The sequence below is a fragment of the Intrasporangium sp. Soil_C_50 genome (assembly GCF_057656595.1).
The window spans coordinates 718,125-740,292 of the sequence record NZ_JBDGKB010000001.1 but is presented as its reverse complement, the minus strand read 5'-3'; the positions used below and the strand labels follow the sequence as shown (position 1 = coordinate 740,292).

Genomic DNA, 22,168 nt, shown 5'->3' with positions numbered 1-22,168 from the left:
GGCTGACGCGGCTCAGCCGGTGCGGTCGGACTCCGTCGGGGACTCGGGCAGCGCCTCGACCTCGTCGATCTCGAACGGCGAGGAGTCGGCTGCATCGACGTACGGCACCGGTTCGGCGCGGCGAGGGGCCCGGTCGTCGTGCGTGCGGCGTTCCACGTCGGGCACCCTCGACGGCTCCCGGCTCGGTTCCGCAGCAGGGGTGGCGGCCGCCTCGGCCGGGCCCTCGACGTCGGGCGGCGGCACGTGCACCGAGGGGTCGATGAGCACGGTGTCGGCTCCCCTGGAGGCGAACCGATCCGCAGCCGCTGCCTCGGGGGCCGACGCGTCGGACTCCTCGTCGGGACCGGGACCGTCGTGCAGCAGCGGCGCCATCGGGACCGCCTGGGTCTCCGATCCCGCTCCCTCGTGCAGCAGCGGCGCCATCGGGACCGCCCGGGTCTCCGATCCCGCTTCGGCGCGCAGCAGCGGGGCCATCGGCACCGCCTGGGTCGCCGGTGCGGGGCCGTCGCGCAGCAGCGCGGCCATCGGTACGGCCTGGGTCTCGGCGAGCATCGGGAACGCCGACCCGGGCCCGGCGTCGGTGCTCGGGAGCGGTCGCTCCGGGTCGTCGGGGTCGAGGAGGCCGGCGTCCGTGTCGGCGTCGCCGTCAGGGCGCGCGGCACGGCTTCGCCCGCTGCGCAGCGCGTCCTCCCGCTCGTACTCGGCGTCGAGCTCCTCGATGTGCTCGTCGAGCTCGCGCAGCAGGGCCGCGGTGCGCTCGACCGCGTCGGTGCGGCCCTCGGCGGAGGCCTGCAGCAGGGTGGTGAGCGTGGCCATCTCGGCGGCGAGGCGGGCCCGGCGCACCAGGTGGCCGTCGGGTCGCTCGACCCGCGACTCGGCGTAGGCGGCGAGGACGGTGTCGAAGGTGTCGGGGTCGAGCGAGGCGACGAGGTCGGCGAAGTCGTCTGCGGGGTCGCCGACGCGCGACTCCTCCCACGCGAGCAGGCCCACGACGCGTCCGGTCGAGGCGTCATCGTCGTCGTCGAACTCGGCGAGCACGTTGGCGCCGGTGAACGTGCCGTGCACGGCCGTGGGGGCGAACCGCCACACCGAGACGTCCTCGAGCAGACGCTCCCAGCGGGTCAGCAGCCCGGTCGGGACGTGCCCGGTGGCGGCGGCGCGGTCGAGGTCGGACAGGCGCCGGTGCCGGTGCGTCTCGGCGTCGTAGGTGGGTCGGCCGGCCTCCTCGTAGAGCAGGTGCTCGACGTTGTGCACGTGGGCGAGCGCACGGCCGACGGCCTCGGCGAGCGGGCCGGGCGGGAGTGCCGTGAAGTCGAGCGGGCGGCCCTGCAGGCGCGGGTACACGGCGGCGCGGCCCTCGGCGACCGGCGCGTGGCCGTGGTAGGCCGGGACCGCGAGGTCGAGGCGCCGGGCGAGCAGGCCCGAGAGGGTGACGACGTCGTCGAGCTGCGCGCCGGCGCCCGGGGTGCGCGGCACCTTGACGACCCACTCACGCTCCTGGCGGTCGCGCACGTGGGCGACCTCGAAGCGGTCGTCGGCGAGCGCGGCGACGCCCCGGACCGAGACCGGGTCGAGGCCCGGCACGGCAGAGCTCGCCAGGGCGGCGAGGAACAAGGGGCTGCGCGTCACGCGCCCACGGTAGGCCGCGCGTGCGCCCGATCGTGGGAGGCGGGGTGTGCGGGCCCGGTCGCGCCGCCGGGCGGGGGCCGCCGCCGGGACGCCCCGGCGCGGGGTGGCGGGACGCGTCCTAGGGTGGGGTCGTGGCCCAGGTCGACGACACCCTGCACGATCTCGCGCTCTCCAGGGGCACCCTCGACCGTGTCGCCCACGAACGAGCGCGTCCCGACGCCGTGGCGACGCTCCTCGCCGACCCGAGCACCGTCGTCGTCGACGTCCGCGGCGACCGCCTGCACACCGTGGACGACGGACGCGGGGCGCTCGCCCTGTCCTCCCGCACCCCGGAGGCCGGCGACGCCGACCGCCTCGTCCTGCACCTCGGGCGTGACACCGACGGGGTGGCCCACGTCGCCGTCGTCGAGCCCGCGGCCGACCGGCGGCCGGACACGACCGACGCGGCCCCGACCTCCGACGCCTCGGACGGCTGGCTCACCCTGCGGCAGGCGGGCGAGGCGATGGCCGCGCGCGACGCCGGGGTCTTCACCACGGCGCTCGCGCTGGCCCACTGGCACGCCTCGCACCGGTTCTGCCCGCGCTGCGGCGCACCCACCGAGGCCGTCCAGGCCGGCTGGGTGCGCCGGTGCACGGCCGACGGCAGCGAGCACTACCCGCGGACCGACCCTGCCGTCATCATGTCGGTCGTCGACCCCGACGACCGGCTGCTGCTCGGCCGGGGCGCGCAGTGGCCGGAGGGGCGCTTCTCGGTGCTCGCCGGCTTCGTCGAGCCGGGGGAGTCGTTCGAGGCCGCGGTGGCGCGCGAGGTCCGCGAGGAGGTCGGCATCCCCATCGAGGGCGCCCGCTACCTCGGCAACCAGCCGTGGCCGTTCCCCTCGTCGGTGATGATCGGCTTCGCGGCCACGACGACGACGACCGAGCTCGTCCTCGACCCCGCCGAGATCGCCGAGGCCCGCTGGGTCACGCGCGAGGAGTACCGCGACCTGCTGGTCGGCGGCACGATCCGCACGCCGAGCGGGATCTCCATCGCGAAGCGGATCATCGAGAGGTGGCTCGGCGCCACCGTCGAGTCCGTCACCGGTGGCGCGTCGCCGCGCTGGTGAGTGTCGCCCGACGCGTCGGGGCGGAGCCGACCGGTGCCCACCGGGCGCCGGTGACGCGTCGGGGACACGGGGTCGGCGTCAGCCGGCGAGGCGCTGCTTGACCTCGGCGAGGGACGGGTTCGTCGCCGCGGTGCCGTCGGGGAACACGACGGTCGGGACGGTGCGGTTGCCGGCGTTGACCTGCTCGACGTAGTCGACGTGCTCGGGGTTGGCCTCGAGGTCGATCTCGGTGAACGGCACGCCCTCGCGGGTCAGCTGGCCCTTGAGCCGGGTGCAGTAGCCGCACCACGTCGTGGTGAACATCGTGATCGAGCCCTCGTCGGGGGTGACCTTCGGCATGCCGTTCCTTCTCCTCGTCCGGCCGTCCGTACGACCGGATCTGCGTCGCCGCACGGTTCTCGTGCCGGCTGGGGACGACCCGTCGCACGTGTCGTCCCTCGATGCAAGGATGACTCCATGGCCTCGCGCGGTGCAAAACGACCCCGGAAGATGGACATCGGGGTCTACGAGGCCGAGGTCCGGCGCCTGCAGTCCGAGCTCGTCTCCTTCCAGGAGTGGGTCCGGGCCACCGGGCAGCGCGTCGTCGTCGTGTTCGAGGGTCGCGATGCCGCCGGCAAGGGTTCGTCGATCAAGCGCATCACCGAGTACCTCAACCCCCGTGTCGCGCGTATCGCGGCGCTGCCTGCGCCCACCGACCGCGAGCGCAGCCAGTGGTACTTCCAGCGCTACGTCGCGCACCTGCCCGCGGCCGGCGAGATCGTCCTGTTCGACCGGTCCTGGTACAACCGGGCCGGTGTCGAGCGGGTCATGGGCTTCTGCACCGACGAGCAGTACCACCGCTTCCTGGCCCAGGCGCCCGTCTTCGAGCAGATGCTCGTCGAGGACGGCATCATCCTGCGCAAGTACTGGTTCAGCGTCTCCGACGTCGAGCAGGAGCGGCGTTTCCGGTCGCGCGCCAAGGACCCCATGCGCCAGTGGAAGCTCTCGCCGATGGACCTCGAGTCCATCACCCGGTGGGAGGACTACTCCGAGGCCAAGGACCTCATGATGGCCGCGACGAGCACCCTGTGGGCGCCGTGGCACGTCGTCGAGTCCGAGGACAAGCGGCGCTCGCGGGTCAACGTCATGCACCACCTGCTCACCTCCATCCCGCACGAGCCGATGACGCCCGACGTGCCTCCGGTGCCCGAGCGGCCGGCCCCCCGCGGGTACGAACGCCCGCCCCAGGGCGACCAGAACTACGTGCCCGACCACGCCGCCGACGTCCTCGCCGATGCGGCCGAACACCACCGCTCGAAGGGTGATCCCTCCTGAACCCCGCACGCCCCGCCGGCCCCGCACCGACCGCCGCACCGCCCCGCTCGGCCGACGACATCCTTGCCGGACTCGACCCCGAGCAGCGCGAGGTCGCCGTCGCCCCGGCCGGCCCCCTCTGCATCCTCGCCGGTGCCGGCACCGGCAAGACACGCGCCATCACGCACCGCATCGCCTACGCGGTCCACTCCGGCGCCCAGCAGCCCCAGCGCGTCCTCGCCCTGACCTTCACGGCCCGTGCGGCGGGGGAGATGCGCACCCGCCTGCGCGGGCTCGGCGTCGCCGGGGTGCAGGCCCGCACCTTCCACGCCGCGGCCCTGCGCCAGCTGCACTACTTCTGGCCGCAGGCCATCGGTGGCGCGGCGCCGGAGGTCATGAGCCACAAGGCGCCGGCCGTCGCCGAGGCCGCCTCGCGGCTGCGCATGCAGTTCGACCGCACGACGATCCGCGACCTCGCCGCCGAGGTCGAGTGGGCCAAGGTCAACCTCCTGACGCCGCAGTCCTACGCGACGCGCGCCCGCGAGGCCCGACGCGAGCCCCCCGGCGTCGACCACACGGCGATGGCGCGCCTCTTCGAGGCCTACGAGGACGTCAAGCAGCGGCGCGGCGTCATCGACTTCGAGGACGTCCTGCTGCTCACCGTGGGCATCCTCGACGAGCGCGACGACATCGCCCGCGCGGTCCGCTCGCAGTACCGGCAGTTCGTCGTCGACGAGTACCAGGACGTCAACGACCTCCAGCAGCGGTTGCTCGACCTCTGGCTCGGCGAGCGCACCGACATCACGGTCGTCGGCGATCCCGCCCAGACCATCTACTCGTTCACCGGGGCCAGCCCACGTCACCTCGTCGGCTTCCCCAAGCGCTTCCGCGGGGCGCACGTCGTGCGGCTCGTGCGCAACTACCGGTCCTCGCCGCAGATCGTCACGCTCGCCAACACCATCGTCGGCTCGGGCACCCAGGCGGCCCGCGAGGGAGCCGTGCGCCTGCAGGCCCAGGGCGAGAACGGCCCCGTGCCCGAGCTGCTGTCGCACGCCGACGACCCGGCCGAGGCCGCGGCGGTCGCCGCGCGCATCCGTGCCCTCGTCGACGACGGCCACGAGGCGGCCGAGATCGCCGTGCTCTTCCGCACCAACGCCCAGTCCGCAGCGTTCGAGTCGGCGCTCACCGATGCCGACGTGCCCTACCTCGTGCGCGGGGGCGAGCGGTTCTTCGCGCGCAAGGAGGTCCGCGACGCCATCCTGCTGCTGCGCGGAGCCGCCCGCAGCGACGACGGCGAGAAGTCGCTCGGCAGCATCACCCGCGACGTCATCACCGGCGCCGGCTGGTCGCCCGAGCCGCCGTCGGGCGGGGGAGCGACGCGTGAGCGGTGGGAGTCCCTGAGCGCCCTCGCCACGCTGGCCGACGACATGACGGCCGCGGCTCCCGAGGCCCGGCTGCCCGAGCTCGTCGCCGAGCTCGACCGGCGCGCCGCCGAGCAGCACGCGCCGGCCGTCCAGGGCGTCACCCTCGCGAGCCTGCACGCGGCCAAGGGTCTCGAGTGGGACACCGTCTTCCTCGTCGGCGCCTCCGACGGACTCATCCCGATCTCGATGGCCGAGGGACCCGACGCGGTCGAGGAGGAGCGTCGCCTCCTCTACGTCGGCCTGACCCGGGCGCGGCGCCGGCTGCTCATCTCGTGGTCGTCGGCGCGCACCCCGGGCGCCCGCCCCACCCGACGCGTCTCGCGCTTCCTCGGGCCGGCCACCGACGTCCTCGGGTCCGGGGCCCGGGCCGAGGCGCGCAGCGGCGGCTCGCGCCGGTCCGCCCCGAAGCAGGCGCGCCTGGCCTTCTGCCGCGGCTGCGGCACCGAGCTGACCACGGCCGCCCAGCGCAAGACGGGCCGGTGCGACGCGTGCCCGCCGACCTACGACGAGGCCACCTTCGAGCGGCTGCGCGTGTGGCGGCTGGCCGTCGCCCGCGCTGCCAGCGTGCCCGCGTACGTCGTCTTCACCGACGCCACGCTGACCGCGATCGCCGAGGACGCGCCCTCCGACGACGCCGGGCTGGCGGCCATCAGCGGCGTCGGGGCCCGCAAGATCGAGCAGTACGGCGCGGACGTGCTCGCCATCCTCGGCGGCGCAGATCCAGAACCACTGCTTGAAAGCCGTTCTGCCGCAAAGGAATCCGCGAATTCTTGAGATCGCGTGAAAAAACTTCGGAAATCTTCGGTAAATGAGTTGTTCGGCAACTCGCGCCCCGCGTACCCTTTAGGACGTCAAGCCCAGTGGCTCAGGTGGCCAGCTGGGGTTCGCGAGACAGAGATAGGAGGGTCGGCCTGATGGACATCACCACGATGACGATGAACGCAGTTTCCTGCGTCCTTTCCGTGCGTCCGCGCGTTGCCGGCCCGATCCGTCTTGCGCACTCCACGTTCGAGGGCCAGGGGACCGCTGTGTCCGCCGCCGTCCAGGGCGGTCGTGTCGCCGATCTCCGCGCCCCGATCACGGGAGACGTCTCGGTCCTCGGCCGCACGTTCGCCCCCGCCTACAAGACCACCGATGTCGTTCGCTCCCGCTCTGGGAGGCCACCGGTCTGACACCCAGACCTCAGCCTCACCTCCAGGCCGCGAACCCGACATCACCGGGTCCGCGGCCTTCGTGTTTCCCCCGGGAAGCCCCCGGACCGATTGCCGCCCCGCACAGCAGTAACCGACACCGCAGCAGCGCGCCCCACCGGGCGCCGGACAGATCAGGGACACAGAGATGACTCCTCGGATGCCGAGCAGCAGGACCGAGACCCGCACCACCGGTGCCGGCCTTCGGACCCGACCCGAGATCAGGACAGACACGAGTGAGCAGGGGCACCCGAAGGGAGCCCCGGAGACGGAGGTGAGAACGATGCAGCTGAGCGAACTGATCGACATGAGGACCGAGGCCGAGCAGGTCGGCGAGACCATCCCGTGCCGCGACTACGACGCCGAGCTCTGGTTCGCCGAGCGACCCGAGGACGTCGAGTTCGCCAAGACCCTCTGCGGGCTGTGCCCCGCACGGGTCCAGTGCCTCGCCGGCGCCCTCGAGCGCCAGGAGCCGTGGGGTGTCTGGGGCGGGCAGCTGCTCGTCCAGGGCGCCGTCGTCGCGAGGAAGCGACCCCGCGGCCGTCCGCGCAAGCACCCCGTGGCCGCCTGATCCCTGTGACGCGACGCGACCCACATGGATCACCGGACCACCACCCACACGACCACCCGCATTCTTCCCAGACGAGGAGACCGTCATGAACCAGCTCGAGATGCTGGCTCGCGACCGGATCAACCAGCGCAGTCAGCGCCAGGAGCGCAGCGGCATCCGTCGCAGCGCCCGGCTGATCGCGCAGGAGATCCGCGCCAGTCGACGCCACGACCAGAAGTGACGCAGGGCCCGGCCGACCGGGACGTCACGACCAGCACCACCTGTTCCACCAGCACGACACAACTGAACGCCAGTGAGCGAGCCGCGGGTGACGCGCACGTCACCCGCGGTTCCGCGTTCCCGGGCTCCGTCCACTCGACGCCCCCGCCCGCCTCCCGCTGAGCCCCACTGCCCGGCCCGACTCTTGTGGCGTGGCTCCCACACGACCCGCGTCCGCGGCGGATACTCGAGGTGAGGAGAAGGGAGATCCCCATGGTCACCTCGCACACCGACGCAGCGCAGGACGCCGCGTCCACCAGCCCCACCGACGCAGCCTCCGCCGACGCCCCCATCGTGTGCGGCTCGTGCGGGCGCGTCACCTCCCGCGCCGAGGCCCTCCTGTCGTGGAGCCGAGGCACCGAGCGCGGCCGCACGACGTGGACGTGCGTGGCCTGCAGCCGCGAGAACGTCCGCTCCATCGAGAGCAAGTTGGACCCTGCCTGGTGGTGAGCCGCAGCTCTCGCGCTCGTCCCTGAGTCGCTTTGCGGCACAGCAGGCTTCGCGGAGTGTGCTTCTTCGCCGAAGCTGACGCATCCGCTCGGGCGGAAGGCCGCTCAGGCTTCGGTGCGGGCGCTCGGGTCCTCGGTGGTCGGCAGCTGCTCGATCGGGGGAAGGTCGGCGCCCGGCAGCAGCGCGTCGACCGCTTCGCGTCCGCGCACGGTTCCGCCGAGCTGCGACAGCACCCCGATGCCCCCGCCCCAGACCCGGTGGATGAGCAGGTACTCCCGCGGCAGGTTGAGCTTGAAGGCGACGGCGTAGTTCGGCTGGCGCGGGTCGTTGATGTGGGCGAAGACCCCGCGGAGCCACTCGCGGCTGAAGGTGAACTCGTCGGTGCGGAAGGGCGCCATGAACGGCTCGAGGTAGTCGAGCAGCCGCCTGGCGTCGATGTCGATGCCCGAGCGGACGAAGCCGAGCTCGCGCAGGCCCTCGAGGACCTCCTCGGCGCTGCCGCTCAGGCCCGTCGTCAGCAGCGGCCCGATCTCGGCGGGCATGCCGCCAGGCAGCCGGTTGACGGCCCCGAAGTCGATGATGCCGAGGCGTCCGTCGGGCGTGATGCGGAAGTTGCCGGGGTGCGGGTCGGCGTGCAGCAGCCCGGCCCGGGCCGGCCCCGCGAGGAGGAACTCGAGGTAGAGCTGAGAGGCGGCGTCGCGCTGCTCCGGTGTGCCCGACTCGATGATGCGCGAGAGTGGCAGGCCCTCGAGCCACTCCGAGACGATGACGTGCTCGGCGCCCTCGACGACGTCGGGCACCGCGAACTCGGGGTCGTCGCGGAACGCGGCCGCGAAGGCCCGCTGCGACTTCGCCTCGAGGCGGTAGTCGAGCTCCTCGGCCATCCGCTCGCGCAGCTCCTCGAGGATCGGGCCGAGCTCGATGCCGGGCACCCAGCCGGCAGCCACCTTGGCGACGCGGGAGATCTGGCGGAGGTCGCTCATGAGAGCCGCGCCGGCACCGGGGTACTGGATCTTGACGGCGACCTCCCGGCCGTCCTCCCACACACCTCGATGCACCTGGCCGATCGAGGCCGAGGCCACGGGCTGGTCGTCGAACGAGATGAAACGGGTGGGCCAGCGGGCGCCGAGGCTCGCTCGCAGCACGCCGTGGACCGAGCTCGTCGGCATCGGCGGCGCGCTGTCCTGCAGCTTGGTCAGCATGACCCGGTAGGGCCCGGAGAGGTCCTCGGGCAGGGCCGCCTCGAAGATCGACATGGCCTGCCCGAACTTCATCGCGCCGCCCTTGAGCTCGCCGAGCACCTGGAACAGCTGCTGGGCCGTGCGCGCCTGCAGCTCGGCGGTGACGATCTCGGCCGGCCGGCCGCCGATGCGCTTGCCGAGGCCGAGGGCGGTGCGACCGGCGAACCCGAGGGGCACGGAGGCGAGCTTGGCCGAGCGCACGACGGCCTTGCGGGGCAGGTCGGTCATCGGGCACCTCCTTGGCGGGGCTCGCGAGGCCGGTCCTTCCGGCACGCTCCCGACTCTAGATGTTCGGGGCCACGGTTCGGACGGACGGCCCCATACCCGGCCTCAGGCAGTGCGGCGGCCCGAGGTGGCTCCTGCGTCCGGGTGGGCGGTGCACAACGGGTGCGGGCTCCAGCGCCGGTGGTCCATCCGCGGCCATGGCAGCCCGACCTCCACGGAGACCCCGCCGGGTAGCACGTCACCGCGCAGCACCCGGCCGGCGAGGAGGGTGACGGCGCCGGCGACCAGCTGGGAGAGCCCGGGTGCGAGGGGCTCGCGCCACGGCGAGGTGCCGGTGACCCGGACGCCGGCCGGCGCCGGGTCGTCGTGGCGCATGGCCTGGGTCAGGACGGTCGGCCAGGCGTCGTCGCGGTCGGTGCGGTGCCGCTCGAGGCACCAGAGGCACGGGCCGGACCCGTCAGCCGTCACGAGCGGGCCCACGCTGGCCGCCGGCCCGGCACCGCTCACCGGCAGGTGCGGGACGCCGTGCCGCAGCCAGACGTCGCCGCGGCGCGGGTCGACGAGGGGTGCGCCGACGAGCACCACGAGGGCTGGGGCGTCGCGACGAGGGTCCGCGACCGCGACGTCGACGTCCGAGCGTTCGCTGACGACGAGGGCGGATCCGGCGTCGACGAGCGCGGTGGCGACGTCGGCGGCCAGGGACGCGTCGCCGTCGACGAGGACGCGGCGTCGGACGGGCGTGGATGACGCGGACGTGGAGGCGACCGATCCGGGGACCTCGACGACGTGGGGGCCTCGCGGCCCCGTGTCGATGACCCGCGCGGCGTCGACGAGGACACCGAGGGATGTGGCGAGCAGGAGGACGTCGCGCCAGCGCCTGCGGGCGACGCCCGCGTCGGCCGCGACGGCGTAGGTCTGCTCGCGCGTCAGGGATCCGTCGAGGCCGGCGAGCAGGGCCGCCTCTTTCGGCGTGACGCCCTCGACGACGGGCGCGCCTGGCCGCAGGCCGAACTGGACCTCGCCGGGCCGACGCACGTAGGGGCGCAGCCACGCCGGCAGGCGGGGACGGTCGGGGACCGGGGAGGGGGACATCGGGACCTCCAGGGCAGCTCGGGCGGTGGACCCGCGCCCTTCGGGCGGGTGTCCGGGTCCGCTCAGGCTGGCAGGCGCACCTCGGGGTGCGAGCGCGTCGTCCACAGGCCCCGGGCGCGCACGAGGGGCGGGACCCGTTCGGGTCCCGCCCCTCGAAGTACGACGTCAGCGACGCCGTCGCGACCTGGTCAGGCCTTGCCCAGAATGCGGTTGAGGTTCGTGCCACAGACGGGGCACTGGCCCTTGGCCATGCGGCGACCGTTGTCGGAAACGACAACCTTGCCCTCGGCCTCGCGCTTCTCCTTGCACTTCACGCAGTAGAACTCGCCCTTGTAGGTCTCGTCAGCCATTGGTGTCTCCTTGTAGATGGCGCCCATCCGACGGGCGCCTCGACTCCTGCAACCCTAGAGCACGCTGAGCACGAAATCATGCTCATCCCCCGCTGGGCGCGCGCGTCGCCGATGAGGTACAAGCCGCCTTGAGCGACGTGCTCGCCCCCTCGCCGACGGCCACAGCGGCGTGAGCACGGCAGGAGCTCGGCAGGAGCACGGCGTGAGCACGGCGTGAGCACGGCAGGAGCACGGCGTGAGCACGACGTGAGCACGGCGTGAGCAGGGCGTGAGCACAAGGCAGTCGGGCACGAGGACCGGCATCGGCGTGAGCCCGGCAGCACCACCTCCCGCGGCCCGCACACCCCGTCGAGTGAGCACTCCGTCACTCCCGCATCAGTGACTCGCGTGAAGGGAGGGATACGTGGGGCTGGCTGCTCACTCGAGGAAGCGGGGCCCGCGGGGGCTGAGTGACGGGTGGGATCGGGTGCTCACTCGACGGGGTGGCGTGGGTCGGGTGTGGTGGGTGCGGGAGGTGTGACGGGTGGGGCAGAGTGCTCACTCGACGGGGAGGCGAGATGCGCGTCGGTGCGAGGTCTGCGGGGTGCGTCGGCGGGTAGGAGAGCCACGCGTGCAGCCGGCCGGCTACCGCGCGTCCGCTGCGTGCTCCCGCCCGCTGTCGGCGGGCTGGCCTAGCCTGCCCCTATGACAGTGGCGTCGCGTGAGGTGGTGCACACGGTGGTCGACGGTGTCGCCGTCGAGGTCCGCCGCAGCCCCCGCCGCCGTCGCACCGTGTCGGCCTACCGGCAGGAGGGCCGCCTCGTCGTCCTCGTCCCGGCGCGGATGAGCCGCGCCGAGGAGGGGGAGTGGGTGCGCACCATGGTCGCCCGCGTCGCGGCGTCCGAGAAGCGGCGGCAGCGCAGCGACACCGACCTGCAGCGCCGTGCCCTCGAGCTGTCCCGCGAGCACCTCGGCGGCCGCGCCGTCCCCTCGAGCGTGCGCTGGGTCGGCAACCAGGCGAGCCGCTGGGGTTCGTGCACGCCGGCCGACGGCACGATCCGCCTGTCCGACAAGCTGCATGGCATGCCGTCGTGGGTCGTCGACTACGTCCTGCTCCACGAGCTCGCGCACCTGCTCCAGCCCGGGCACGGCCCGCAGTTCTGGGCGCTCCTTCAGGGCTACCCCCGGCTCGAGCGGGCGCGCGGCTACCTGCAGGGCGTCTCCGCGGCGGCCGGCCTCGGCCTCAGCGACGAGTGACAGGGCTCCACAGGGGGCGCCTGGGTTCGTTCCCGTGGGGTTCGAACCGACGTGTCAGCCGCGCAGTGCCTGGAGCCCCGCTCGGACGAGCGGCCGCAGCTCGTCGCGCGTGCCCTGGGGCAGGTCGTCGACGGGCCACCAGCGCACGTCGAGCGACTCGTCGCTGACGCGGGCCCGGGCCCCGCTGGGCACCACCGCGGCGAACCGCACGTCGAGATGCTCCCGGCACGTTCCGAAGTCGCCGACGAGCTCGTGCCGGTCGAGCTGGACGATCCCGGGCAGCACGAAGAGCCCGTCGATGCCGGACTCCTCCGTGGCCTCGCGACGCGCGGCGTGCCACACCGAGGCGTCGCCGGGCTCGTAGTGCCCGCCGAGCTGGAACCACGCCAGCGCCCGGCGGTGGTGGGTGAGCAGCGTCGACGTGCCGCCCGCGTCGAGGACGACGACGCTCCCGGTCAGGTGTGCCGGAGGTCCCTGCTTGCTCATCGCGTCGGGGTGGGCGGCCAGGTGCGCGAGGAACTGCTCGCGCAGGCACTCCTGTCCGGCGTCGGGGGCCTCCCACGCCTCGAGCCGCGCGACGGCGTCGGCTCGAAGGCGCAGCCAGGCGTCGGCGACCCCGGCGGAGCCGTCCATCTCGTGAGCCCGTGCCGACTCCGTGTGCCGAGCCGCGGTCACCGCGTCGGGCCGGGCTCGTCGCCGGTCTCGTGGCCGGTCTCATCGCCGGGCTCATCGCCGGACGCGCCGGACGCCCCGGGCGCGTCCGTCCCACCGTCCCGGCGCTCGCGGTCGGCGTCCTCGAGGATGCCGCGCAGGACGGCGTCGAGGTCACCGAGCTCGCCGACGCCCGCACGCTCGTCGGGACTCGCAGCCGGGCCTGCGTGGACCCGCTCGACGTAGCCGATCGGGTCATCGAGGTCGGCCGACGTGGGGGCGAGGTCGGGGTGGGCCCAGCGACCGTCGCGCAGCTCGGCACCGCCGGCGCTCTCCAGAGCAGCCCAGAGGTTCGCGGCGTCGCGCAGCCGTCGCGGACGCAGCTCGAGGCCGACGAGCCCGGCGAACGTCTTCTGCGCCGCGCCGCCGACCCGACGCCGGCGGATCGTCTCGGCGAGGGCGGCCGACTGCGGCAGGTGCCGTGCGGTGGCGCGGTCGGTGACGTGGTCGACCCAGCCCTCGGCGAGGGCGAGGAGCGTCTCGAGCCGGTCGAGGGCTGCCTGCTGGGCGGTCGTGGGCTGGGGCCGGAACAGGTTGCCCTGCAGGGCCGCTCGCAGCGCCTCGGGGTCGGAGGGGTCGATCGTCGACAGCGCCGACTCGATGGCGTCGGTGTCGATGGTGATGTTGCGGGCGTAGTCGGACACGGCCGACAGCAGCTGCGGCCCGAGCCACGGCACCTCGGCGAAGAGCCGGATGCGGGCGGCCTCACGGACCGCGAGGTAGAGGCGCACCTGCGCGACGTCGATCTCGAGGGAGTCGGCGAGGGCCGCCACGTTGCCCGGCAGCAGCGCGACGAGGCCGGGCTCGGTCAGGGGGAGCCCGACCTCCGTGCCGCCCACGACCTCGGTGGCCAGCGTGCCGACGGCCTGGCCGAGCTGCGCCGAGAACATCTGCCGGCTGAGGTTGCCGAGCATCGGGGCCCACTGGTCGACCATGGCGCGCGGGTCGAAGCCGGCCGGCAGGCCGGGCGGAAGCGCGTCGCCGAACGCCTCGGGGCCGAGCTCGCCGACCTGCTTGCGCAGCGCCTCAGACGTCGCGGCCGTGACCCCGTCGGAGACGGGCTCGATGAGCTCGAACCAGCGGGGCATCGTCGCCTCGACCCATTCGGCCCGGCTCAGGCCGGTGGCCCGCCAGGCCGGCGTCGACAGCGTCGTCTGCTCGTCGAGCCACAGCGAGGCGACCGACACGGCGTCGACGACCGCGCGGGAGGCGGCCTCGTCGTGCACGTCGTTGCCCTCGGCGGCGCTCACGTGCTTGCGGGCGACGTCGGTGGCGAGGTCGCGCGAGCCGGTGGGGGAGTCCTGGGCTGCCATGAAGCTGCCGAGCTGGGCGCGCATCGCCGCCTGGGTCGCGGGGTCGGTGAGGTCGACGCCCATGCTGCGCATCGCCTCGGCGAGCTCGGGGTTGCCCGCGGCCTCGCCGAGGACGTGCTCGAGCATGGCGTTGAGGTCACCGGTGGGCAGGCCACCCGTGGGCAGGTCACCGCCGTCGCCCGGTCGGCGCAACGGCAGCCCGAACGGGCTCTCGGCACCGAAGAGGCTCGACGGGTCGGACGGCACCGAGGGCATCGACGCCTCCGCGTCGGACGAGAGACCCTCGTCGCGGCCCTGCTCGTGCTGCTCAGCCTGCTCGTCGCCCGGTCGCTCGACGGGTGCGTCGCCGTGCACGTCGTCCTGTCCGTCGTCCTTGCGGGGGCCCTGGTCGTCGGCCATCCTGCTCATCCCCATCGCCGCTGTCGGTTGTCTCTCCAAGACAACCACGGACGCGTCCGGTTGGTTCCCCCACCGTCGCGCACAGCGGGCGCATCCCACGGCCGGGCAGCATACGATGGCCCGCGTGACGGTCACCCTTGCCGAGATCCGCGAGGCACCCCTGTCGGTCGACGAGGTGCTCGCGAGCGTGTCCGACCCCCGCGCGGGCGGCACGTGCCTCTTCGTGGGAACCGTCCGCGACCACGACGGCCCGGCCGACGCTTCCCCGGACGAACCGGAGGCCAAGGGCGTCAGCCACCTCGACTACACGGCGCACCCGCAGGCCGCCGACGTCGCGCGCGAGCTCGCCGAGAAGCTCGCGGCTGAGGGCCGGGTTGTGCGGATCGCCGTCGTGCACCGCGTCGGCTCCCTCGAGGTGGGCGACGTCGCGGTCGTCGTCGGCGTCAGCGCCGAGCACCGCGGCGAGGCGTTCGAGGTGTGCCGTGCCCTCATCGACGAGTTCAAGGCGAGCGTCCCCATCTGGAAGCACCAGCAGTTCACCGACGGAGCCGACGAATGGGTCGGACTGCCGTGAGGACCATCAAGCGGGTGCCGGCCGAGCAGCCCGGCACGTTCCCCGGCGCGCCCTCCGACGGCTCGGGTCCGGGCCGCGCGGGCGTGGCACCCGGCGACGACGGCCGCCTGACGCGTGGCAACAAGGTCGTCCTCGGGCTCTTCTTCGCCTTCCTCGTGGCGATGGTCGTCGGCTCGCTCGTACACCTGCCGTACGCCGTCATGAGCCCCGGCCCGACCCAGGACACGCTCGGCGTCTCGGCCGACGGCAAGAAGACCCCGATCATCTCTGTCTCGGGGCTGCCCACGTACCCCACCGACGGCGCCCTGCGGTTCACGACGGTCCGCGTCGAGGGTGGGCCCGGCTACCCCGTCGACCTGTGGGACGTCCTGCGCGCGTGGATCGACCCGGCCCGCGACGTCTACCCGGTCGACGACGTCTTCGACCCGAAGGTCAGCGAGGAGCAGGTCGCCGAGGAGAACGCCGTCCAGATGGCCGGCTCGCAGGAGGAGGCCACCGCCGTGGCCCTGCGTGCGATCGGCAAGGACGTGCCGACGCACATCGTCATCGCCCAGCTGAGCGAGCAGTCCAAGGCCAAGGACCTGCTCAAGCCCAAGGACCGCATCGTCCGTGTCGGCGACACCGAGATCACCTCGGCCGACGACGTCCGCACCGCGCTGCAGCAGCACCGCCCCGGCGACACCGTCGAGCTGACGGTCGTGCGCGACGGCAAGGACGTCACCGTCAGCGTCCCGACGATCGAGGGCCAGGGCGGGCGCACCGCGCTCGGCGTCGTCCTCAGCCTCGAGCACGACTTCCCGGCCACGATCAAGATCGACGCCGGCTCGATCGGCGGCCCGTCCGCCGGGCTGATGTTCAGCCTCGGCATCTACGACAAGCTGACTCCCGGTGCGCTCGCCAACAACCACCAGATCGCCGGCACCGGCACCATCGACGACAGCGGCAAGGTCGGCCCGATCGGCGGCATCCGCCAGAAGCTCGCCGGCGCCCGCGCCGACGGCGCCACGTGGTTCCTCGCTCCGGCGGACAACTGCGACGAGGTCGTCGACCACGTGCCCGACGGCCTGAACGTCGTCAAGGTGTCGACCTTCGACCAGGCCAGGAGTGCCGTCGAGGCGATCGCCGGCGACAAGACGGGTTCGCTGCCGCACTGCTGAGCGGGCGCCGACCGGGCGGGCGCCTGTCGCCGACAGGGCGCTGACCGGTGTGGGCGGATCTGGCCGTGCCGAGCGGGCGGGCCGAGGGCCGGGGTCAGTCCGCCAGCGTGGAGCGCAACGCCTCGACGAGGCCCGGCGCCAGGTCGCGCCCGGTGGCCACGGCGTCGTCGGAGTCGTGCTCGCGCTGACGCAGCAGGCAGATCGAGGAGCCGTCGCGCAGCACCGCGACGAGCAGTCGTACGTCCTTGCGGTCGGGGTGGGAGGCGAGCGCCTCGACGGCGTCGTCGGGCCGGCCGGGCAGGTCGCGCTCGGCCTCGGGCGGCACGACCATCCGCTCGATGGCGAAGGCGCAGCCGTCGACCTCCGCCGGCCAGGCGATCCGGCCGAGCAGCGTCTCGAGCGAGCTCGTCTGCGGCAGGCCCTCCTGCTCGATGGCGGTGAGGGCGCCCTCGGCGAGGTCCGAGGGGCCCATGCCGGCGCGCAGCTGCGGCTCGCGCTCGAGCAGGTCGGCGGTGCGCACGAGCGCGAAGAGCCGGGCGGGCTGGTCCCAGCCGGACGCGGCGACGTGGCGCTCGGTGTCGAGGGCGGCGACGGAGAGGGGATCGATGACGGGCTGGGAGGTCACGCGTCCATGCTGCCGCATCACGCCGCGACCGCCGCCCCCGGACCCGCCCCGAGCGACGCCGAGTCACGGTGCGGTATCAGCTCGGCGGACCGCACGGGTCGCCGGGTTATGGTTTGGCTGGCGGCCCCGGCCGCTGCCGTCGGCGGAGCCGAACCCGCCCGACCGCCCTGCCCGCCCCAGCACCCGAGGCAACTCCACGTGAGCGACAGCAACTTCGGTCCACCGCCCCGCAACTTCGACGACGACGCGGGCCCGCCGCGGCGTCCCGACGGCCCGACGCTGGCGCCCGCGCGGCGGCCGCTGGTCACCGCGCTCGTCGTGGCCGGGGCCCTCGTCGTGGTCCTCGCGATCGCGGCCCAGTTCTGGACCGAGGTGCTCTGGTACCAGTCGGTCTCCTTCTCTTCGGTCTTCACGACGCAGCTGGTGACCAAGGTCGTCCTCGGCGTCCTCGGCGGCCTGCTCACCGCGGCGGTCGTGTGGTCGAGCATCCACGTCGCCTACCGCACGCGACCGATCTACGCGCCATCCCCCGACACCCAGGCGATGGAGCACTACCGCCAGCTCGTCGAGCCGATGCGGCGCACCGCGACGGTCGCGGCCCCGCTCGCGATCGGCCTCTTCGCCGGCCTGTCCGCCGCGACGCAGTGGGACACCTTCCTGCTGTGGCGCAACGGGTCCCCGTTCGGCACCACCGACCCCGAGTTCGGGCTCGACGTCGGCTTCTTCGTCTTCGACCTGCCGTGGATCAACTTCGTCATCGCGTTCCTCACGATGATCCTCGTCATCGGCTTCATCACCGCGGCCTTCACGCACTACCTCTACGGCGGCATCGTCGCGAGCCAGAAGATGCGCTCGACGCAGGCGGCCCGGGTGCACCTGTCGGTCATTGCCGCGGCCCTCGTTCTCGTGCGCGGCGTCGCCTTCTGGGTCGACCGCTACAACCTGGCCACCGCGCAGAGCACGAAGGTCACCGGCATCCAGTACACGCAGGCGCACGCCGACATCCCGACCAAGGGGATCCTCGCGCTGGCCGCCGTCATGTGCGCGCTGATGTTCCTCACCGTCATCTGGACCCGGTCCTGGCGCCTGCCGGTCGTCGGCGTCGCGGTGCTGGCCGTCATCGTCGTGGCTGTCGGCGGCATCTACCCGGCGCTCATCCAGTCGCTCAAGGTGCGCCCGTCGGAGAAGTCGCTCGAGGTGCCGTACATCCAACGCAACATCGAGGCGACGAGGGCGGCGTACGGCTTCGACCAGATCAAGGTCGAGCCCTACGACACCAAGACCGTGGCGCAGCCGAACGCCCTGCGCAGCGACGCCGCCACCGTCCCCGGTATCCGCCTCATCGACCCGAACATCGTCAGCCCGACGTTCAAGCAGCTCGAGGCGAGCAAGGGCTACTACCAGTTCGCCGACGTCCTCGACGTCGACCGGTACAAGATCGACGGCAAGTCGCAGGACACCGTCATCGCCGCCCGCGAGCTCGACCTCAACGGCGTGCCCGAGGGACAGCGCAACTGGCTCAACGACCACACGGTCTACACCCACGGCTACGGCGTCGTCGCGGCCAAGGGCAACACCCGCGACGACGACGGCGCACCGACGTTCTTCGAGTCCCAGATCGGCACCCAGGGCGCCCTGGGCACGTACGAGCCGCGGATCTACTTCGGCGAGTACTCGCCCGACTACTCGATCGTCGGCGGTGGCAAGAAGGAGTTCGACTACCCGGACCCCAAGGGCACCGGGCAGATCCAGTACGCCTACCAGGGCACGGGCGGCGTCCAGCTCGACGGGCTGCGCCGGCTCGCGTACGCGATCAAGTACCGCGAGATCAACTTCCTGCTCTCCGACGCCGTGACGAACGACTCCCGCATCCTCGACTACCGCACGCCGCGCGAGCGCGTGCAGCGCGTCGCCCCGTGGCTGACGCTCGACGGCAACGCCTACCCGGCGGTCGTGGACGGCCGGGTGCTGTGGATCCTCGACGGCTACACGACCTCGGCCAACTACCCCTACTCGCAGACGACGACCCTCGATGCCGCCACCGAGGACGCCGTGACGAGCACGCGCACCGCGGTCCGCGCCGTGCAGGGTGGTCAGGTCAACTACGTGCGCAACTCGGTCAAGGCCACCGTCGACGCCTACGACGGCTCGGTCACGCTCTACCAGTGGGACGAGAAGGACCCGATCCTCAAGGCCTGGATGTCGATCTTCCCGGGCACGGTCAAGCCGTTGTCCGACATCAAGGGCTCGCTCATGGAGCACCTGCGCTACCCCGAGGACCTCTTCAAGGTCCAGCGGCAGCTGCTGCAGAAGTACCACGACAACGACGCCAACTCCTTCTACGGCGGCCAGAACTTCTGGCAGGTGCCGGAGGACCCGTCGCAGACCGAGTTCGTCCAGCCGCCCTACTACCTCTCGCTCGCCATGCCCGGCCAGTCGAGCCCGGCGTTCTCGCTGACCTCGACGTTCATGCCGACCGGCGACCGGAACGTCCTGTCGGGCTTCCTCGCCGTCGACGGCGACGCCGGTTCGCAGGCCGGCAAGAAGTCACCCCAGTACGGCACGATGCGGCTGCTCGAGACCACGGGCGGTACCGTCAACGGCCCGGGCCAGGTGTACAACGCCATGCGCAGCTCGGCGGTGTCCTCCAAGGACCCGGAGCTGCCGACCACCCTCGCGCAGTACATCGGCACGACGAACTCGAATGGCAACTCGGTCATCTTCGGCAACCAGCTGACGCTGCCGGTCGGTGGCGGCCTGCTCTACGTCCAGCCGATCTACTCCCAGGCCAAGGCGCAGTCGGGCTCCTACCCGCGCCTCGTCGCCGTCGCCGTCTCGTTCGGCAACAAGATCGCCTGGGCCGGATCGCTCGACCTCGCCCTCAACGACCTCTTCGAGGGGCAGTCGGGCGCGTCGGCCGGTGACACCGGCACGAACACGCCGTCGACGCCGGGCACCGGCAGCACGCCGACCCCGACGCCCACCGGCACGTCGACGCCGAACCCGACGACGTCACAGCCGGCTCCGACGGGCACGCCCGACGCTGCCGCGCTGGCCCAGGCGATCAAGGACGCCCAGGCGGCCTACACCGAGGGGGAGGCGGCGCTCAAGCGTGGCGACTTCGCGGCCTACGGGCAGGCACAGACGCGTCTCGAGCAGGCGCTGCAGCGGGCGGCGGCCGCCGCTCCGAAGAGCACCGCGACGAAGAGTCCCTGAGGCGCCACGCCCTTCACGGCGCAGCCGGTCTGAGGCGAACAGCACTGGGGCAGCACCTGATTCGGGTGCTGCCCCAGTGCCGTTCCGTCTTCGACCAGCGATTCTGTGGCGCGCGGACGGGCGGTCCCAGGGGCGTCAGCAGGCCGATTTGGTCTTTCCCGGGGGAGTCGTCTAGGGTTAAGGCATACCGACGCGGGGTGGAGCAGCTCGGTAGCTCGCCGGGCTCATAACCCGGAGGTCGCAGGTTCAAATCCTGCCCCCGCTACCATGTGATGTCTCAAGACATCGGCGACAGTGGCCCTACGGAAACGTAGGGCCACTGTTGTTTTTTCTGTGGTGTTGTGGCTGGTAGTCGCGGGTGGGGTCGAGGGTCAGCTCGCGCAGGATCTCGCCGGTGGCGGCCTCGACGATGGTGATGTCGAGGTCTTGGACCAGGAGCCGGACGTAGGTCCCGACGTGGGTCCGGCCGACGCCGATGTGGTGCAGGCGCCCGTTGTGGCGCAGGGTGAGGTTGCCGGTCTTGGACACGCGGTCGACGCGGACGCGGTCGTGGGTGTCGCTGCTGCGGTCGCCGGGGCCGGCCTTCGGACGGGCGGTGTAGGCGGCGTGCGGGGTGGCGCGGTGCTGCAGCGAGCGGTGCGGTCGGTGCTGGTTGTACAGACTGCAGAAGAGGTCGACCAGGGCCTGCAGCTGGGCGATGGTGGCCGGCTGCTGGGGTTGGGCGCGGAGCCACTTCTTCAGGGTCTGCTGGAAGCGTTCGACCTTCCCGCAGGTGGTGGGGTGGTTGGGGCGGGAGTTCTTCTGGGTGATCCCCAGCCGGCGCAGCTCGGCCTCGAGCTGGCTGCGGCCGCCACGGCCGCCGGCGAACCGGACGGTGTACACCATGCCGTTGTCGGTCAGGGTCGAGGCGGGGTGCCCGTGCTCGGCCGCCGCGGCGGTGAAGCTGGCCAGCACGATCGCCCCGGTGATCCGGGCGTGGGCGGTGACGTGCAGGGCGTAGCGGGAGTGGTCATCGAGCCAGGTGAGGATCTCGGCGTCGGTGCCGGGGCGCCCGTCCGGTTGGGTGAGGCGGTAGTGCGTGAAGTCGGACTGCCAGGTCTCGTTCGGCTGCTCGGCCTCGAACCGGATGTAGGAGGACTTCGGCCGTTTGGCGGGTTGCGGCGTGACGGCGGCATGGCGCACCAGGATGCGGTGGGCCGTGGCCCGGGAGATGACGAGGTGGTGGTGTTGGCGCAGGTGCCAGCACAGCGTGTCGGCGCCGGCGTCGAGGCCCGCGTCGGTCAGGTCCTTGCGCAACGCCAGCACGAGCGCGACGGTGCTGTCGGGGATGGCACGTGGGGTGGTGAGCGGGCGGCGTGACCTGGGCTCGAACGCCGCCTCACCCTCCTGCTCGTAGCGGCCCTTGAGGCGGTACACCCAGGAACGGTGCACCCCGTACCGGGCGGCCACCTCGGCCACGGTCTGACCTTCGGTGAGCAGGGCCGTGATCACCAGACGCGCCTTCGACATGGCTGAGCATCAGCCGCGCCCGCCCTGTCGCCGATGACCCGAGACACGGTGTCGCCGATGTCTTGAGACACCTGTCGCGCATGTCCTGAGACTGGACACTGCCCCCGCTACCAATCGCGTCAGGCGAGACGAAGGCCCGGACCATCTGGTCCGGGCTTTCGTCGTTCCGGTCCACCGGGGTTTCCGTGACGGGGAACCGGTCGGCGGCGTCCGGCGTCCCTCACCCGTGGCACCTGACGAGCGAAGCGACCTCGACCGTCCCGGTACGTCCGACCCGTCCGTCGGCGCCCCGCCGGGCGCAACGGGTCCGGCCCGACCGGGCCTCGGGTCACGCGTCGTCGGCAGCGCCGTCGGCATCCTCCCGGGAGGGCGCCCGATGCGCGGCACGCTCGTGCGCGCGGTCCCCATGCCGTGGGTCGAGGGTCCCACCGCCACCGACACCGTCTACCCCAACGGCACGCGTCCGGTCGTCGTCGGCTACGTGCTGCTCGCGCTCCTGCTCAGCATGCTCTGCCTGGGTCTGGCTGCGCCGCTGCTGCTGGGGCTGCAGGCGGCGGCGCGCAACATCCGGGGTTTGCCGGTCGCCTGAGGGCCGCTGG

General features: G+C 72.8%; 20 protein-coding genes and 1 tRNA gene. 12 read left to right on the top strand and 9 right to left on the bottom strand.

Annotated features, from left to right (window positions below; genetic code table 11):
- Positions 1 to 12: 12 nt before the first annotated feature.
- Positions 13 to 1,629 (bottom strand): phosphotransferase, encoded by a 1,617-nt coding sequence (locus AC3A5R_RS03490; protein ID WP_487619373.1) that lies wholly within the window; start codon positions 1,627 to 1,629, stop codon positions 13 to 15.
- Positions 1,630 to 1,760: 131 nt separating this feature from the next.
- Here AC3A5R_RS03490 and nudC point away from each other — a divergent pair, with 131 nt between their 5' ends.
- Positions 1,761 to 2,735 carry an NAD(+) diphosphatase gene (gene nudC, locus AC3A5R_RS03485; RefSeq protein ID WP_487619372.1) on the top strand — a complete coding sequence of 325 codons (975 nt, stop codon included), beginning with the start codon at positions 1,761 to 1,763 and terminating at the stop codon, positions 2,733 to 2,735.
- A 78-nt stretch (positions 2,736 to 2,813) separates the two neighbouring features.
- On the opposite strand, the gene AC3A5R_RS03480 is transcribed toward nudC, so the two are convergent.
- On the bottom strand, positions 2,814 to 3,074 hold the full coding sequence (locus tag AC3A5R_RS03480; protein WP_487619371.1) for a mycoredoxin: 261 nt from the start codon (positions 3,072 to 3,074) through the stop codon (positions 2,814 to 2,816).
- 150 nt (positions 3,075 to 3,224) lie between these two features.
- On the opposite strand from AC3A5R_RS03480, the gene ppk2 reads away from it, so the two are divergent.
- The 5 genes from ppk2 (at position 3,225) to AC3A5R_RS03455 (ending at position 7,921) form a co-directional block, all read left to right on the top strand.
- Entirely contained in the window at positions 3,225 to 4,049 is an 825-nt protein-coding gene (gene ppk2, locus AC3A5R_RS03475) for a polyphosphate kinase 2 (protein WP_487619370.1), read from the top strand.
- Positions 4,050 to 4,108: 59 nt separating this feature from the next.
- Complete coding sequence (locus AC3A5R_RS03470) at positions 4,109 to 6,226, top strand: ATP-dependent DNA helicase UvrD2 (protein ID WP_487620114.1); 2,118 nt, start codon at positions 4,109 to 4,111, stop codon at positions 6,224 to 6,226.
- Positions 6,227 to 6,925: 699 nt separating this feature from the next.
- The gene (locus AC3A5R_RS03465) at positions 6,926 to 7,213 is read left to right on the top strand and encodes a WhiB family transcriptional regulator (protein WP_076262531.1); all 288 of its coding nucleotides are present in this window, start codon (positions 6,926 to 6,928) and stop codon (positions 7,211 to 7,213) included.
- An 85-nt stretch (positions 7,214 to 7,298) separates the two neighbouring features.
- Positions 7,299 to 7,433: a hypothetical protein gene (locus AC3A5R_RS03460; protein ID WP_487619369.1), complete on the top strand. Its 135-nt coding sequence runs from the start codon at positions 7,299 to 7,301 to the stop codon at positions 7,431 to 7,433.
- A 251-nt stretch (positions 7,434 to 7,684) separates the two neighbouring features.
- Entirely contained in the window at positions 7,685 to 7,921 is a 237-nt protein-coding gene (locus AC3A5R_RS03455; RefSeq protein WP_487619368.1) for a hypothetical protein, read from the top strand.
- A 104-nt stretch (positions 7,922 to 8,025) separates the two neighbouring features.
- Here the strand turns inward: AC3A5R_RS03455 and AC3A5R_RS03450 are convergent, their stop codons facing one another.
- From AC3A5R_RS03450 to AC3A5R_RS03440, 3 genes are all read right to left on the bottom strand, one after another.
- Positions 8,026 to 9,390, bottom strand: coding sequence for an ABC1 kinase family protein (locus AC3A5R_RS03450; RefSeq protein ID WP_487619367.1), 1,365 nt, complete (start codon positions 9,388 to 9,390; stop codon positions 8,026 to 8,028).
- 102 nt (positions 9,391 to 9,492) lie between these two features.
- A complete protein-coding gene (locus AC3A5R_RS03445) occupies positions 9,493 to 10,479 on the bottom strand; it encodes a hypothetical protein (protein WP_487619366.1) in 987 nt (328 codons plus the stop codon).
- A gap of 188 nt (positions 10,480 to 10,667) precedes the next feature.
- Positions 10,668 to 10,829 (bottom strand): DUF5679 domain-containing protein, encoded by a 162-nt coding sequence (locus AC3A5R_RS03440; protein ID WP_020143053.1) that lies wholly within the window; start codon positions 10,827 to 10,829, stop codon positions 10,668 to 10,670.
- A gap of 684 nt (positions 10,830 to 11,513) precedes the next feature.
- Here AC3A5R_RS03440 and AC3A5R_RS03435 point away from each other — a divergent pair.
- Positions 11,514 to 12,065 carry a M48 metallopeptidase family protein gene (locus AC3A5R_RS03435; RefSeq protein WP_487619365.1) on the top strand — a complete coding sequence of 184 codons (552 nt, stop codon included), beginning with the start codon at positions 11,514 to 11,516 and terminating at the stop codon, positions 12,063 to 12,065.
- A gap of 54 nt (positions 12,066 to 12,119) precedes the next feature.
- Here the strand turns inward: AC3A5R_RS03435 and AC3A5R_RS03430 are convergent, their stop codons facing one another.
- Positions 12,120 to 12,698 (bottom strand): NUDIX hydrolase, encoded by a 579-nt coding sequence (locus AC3A5R_RS03430; RefSeq protein ID WP_487619364.1) that lies wholly within the window; start codon positions 12,696 to 12,698, stop codon positions 12,120 to 12,122.
- Positions 12,699 to 12,736: 38 nt separating this feature from the next.
- The gene (locus tag AC3A5R_RS03425) at positions 12,737 to 14,488 is read right to left on the bottom strand and encodes a zinc-dependent metalloprotease (protein ID WP_487619363.1); all 1,752 of its coding nucleotides are present in this window, start codon (positions 14,486 to 14,488) and stop codon (positions 12,737 to 12,739) included.
- Positions 14,489 to 14,603: 115 nt separating this feature from the next.
- On the opposite strand from AC3A5R_RS03425, the gene AC3A5R_RS03420 reads away from it, so the two are divergent.
- Together AC3A5R_RS03420 and AC3A5R_RS03415 are read left to right on the top strand one after the other, a co-directional pair.
- The gene (locus tag AC3A5R_RS03420) at positions 14,604 to 15,062 is read left to right on the top strand and encodes a molybdenum cofactor biosynthesis protein MoaE (RefSeq protein WP_487619362.1); all 459 of its coding nucleotides are present in this window, start codon (positions 14,604 to 14,606) and stop codon (positions 15,060 to 15,062) included.
- Positions 15,059 to 16,219, top strand: coding sequence for a YlbL family protein (locus AC3A5R_RS03415; protein ID WP_487619361.1), 1,161 nt, complete (start codon positions 15,059 to 15,061; stop codon positions 16,217 to 16,219). Before AC3A5R_RS03420 ends, AC3A5R_RS03415 begins: the two co-directional genes overlap by 4 nt.
- Before the next feature lie 94 nt (positions 16,220 to 16,313).
- Here AC3A5R_RS03415 and AC3A5R_RS03410 read toward each other — a convergent pair whose 3' ends face one another.
- A complete protein-coding gene (locus AC3A5R_RS03410) occupies positions 16,314 to 16,862 on the bottom strand; it encodes a PPA1309 family protein (protein ID WP_487620113.1) in 549 nt (182 codons plus the stop codon).
- 180 nt (positions 16,863 to 17,042) lie between these two features.
- On the opposite strand from AC3A5R_RS03410, the gene AC3A5R_RS03405 reads away from it, so the two are divergent.
- Positions 17,043 to 20,060: a UPF0182 family membrane protein gene (locus tag AC3A5R_RS03405; protein WP_487619360.1), complete on the top strand. Its 3,018-nt coding sequence runs from the start codon at positions 17,043 to 17,045 to the stop codon at positions 20,058 to 20,060.
- A 191-nt stretch (positions 20,061 to 20,251) separates the two neighbouring features.
- A tRNA-Met gene (locus AC3A5R_RS03400) sits at positions 20,252 to 20,328 on the top strand.
- Between the two features lie 32 nt (positions 20,329 to 20,360).
- On the opposite strand, the gene AC3A5R_RS03395 is transcribed toward AC3A5R_RS03400, so the two are convergent.
- The gene (locus tag AC3A5R_RS03395) at positions 20,361 to 21,569 is read right to left on the bottom strand and encodes an IS481 family transposase (protein WP_487619359.1); all 1,209 of its coding nucleotides are present in this window, start codon (positions 21,567 to 21,569) and stop codon (positions 20,361 to 20,363) included.
- A gap of 226 nt (positions 21,570 to 21,795) precedes the next feature.
- Between AC3A5R_RS03395 and AC3A5R_RS03390 the strand changes: the two genes are divergently transcribed.
- Positions 21,796 to 22,158: a hypothetical protein gene (locus AC3A5R_RS03390; protein WP_487619358.1), complete on the top strand. Its 363-nt coding sequence runs from the start codon at positions 21,796 to 21,798 to the stop codon at positions 22,156 to 22,158.
- Positions 22,159 to 22,168 lie beyond the last annotated feature (10 nt).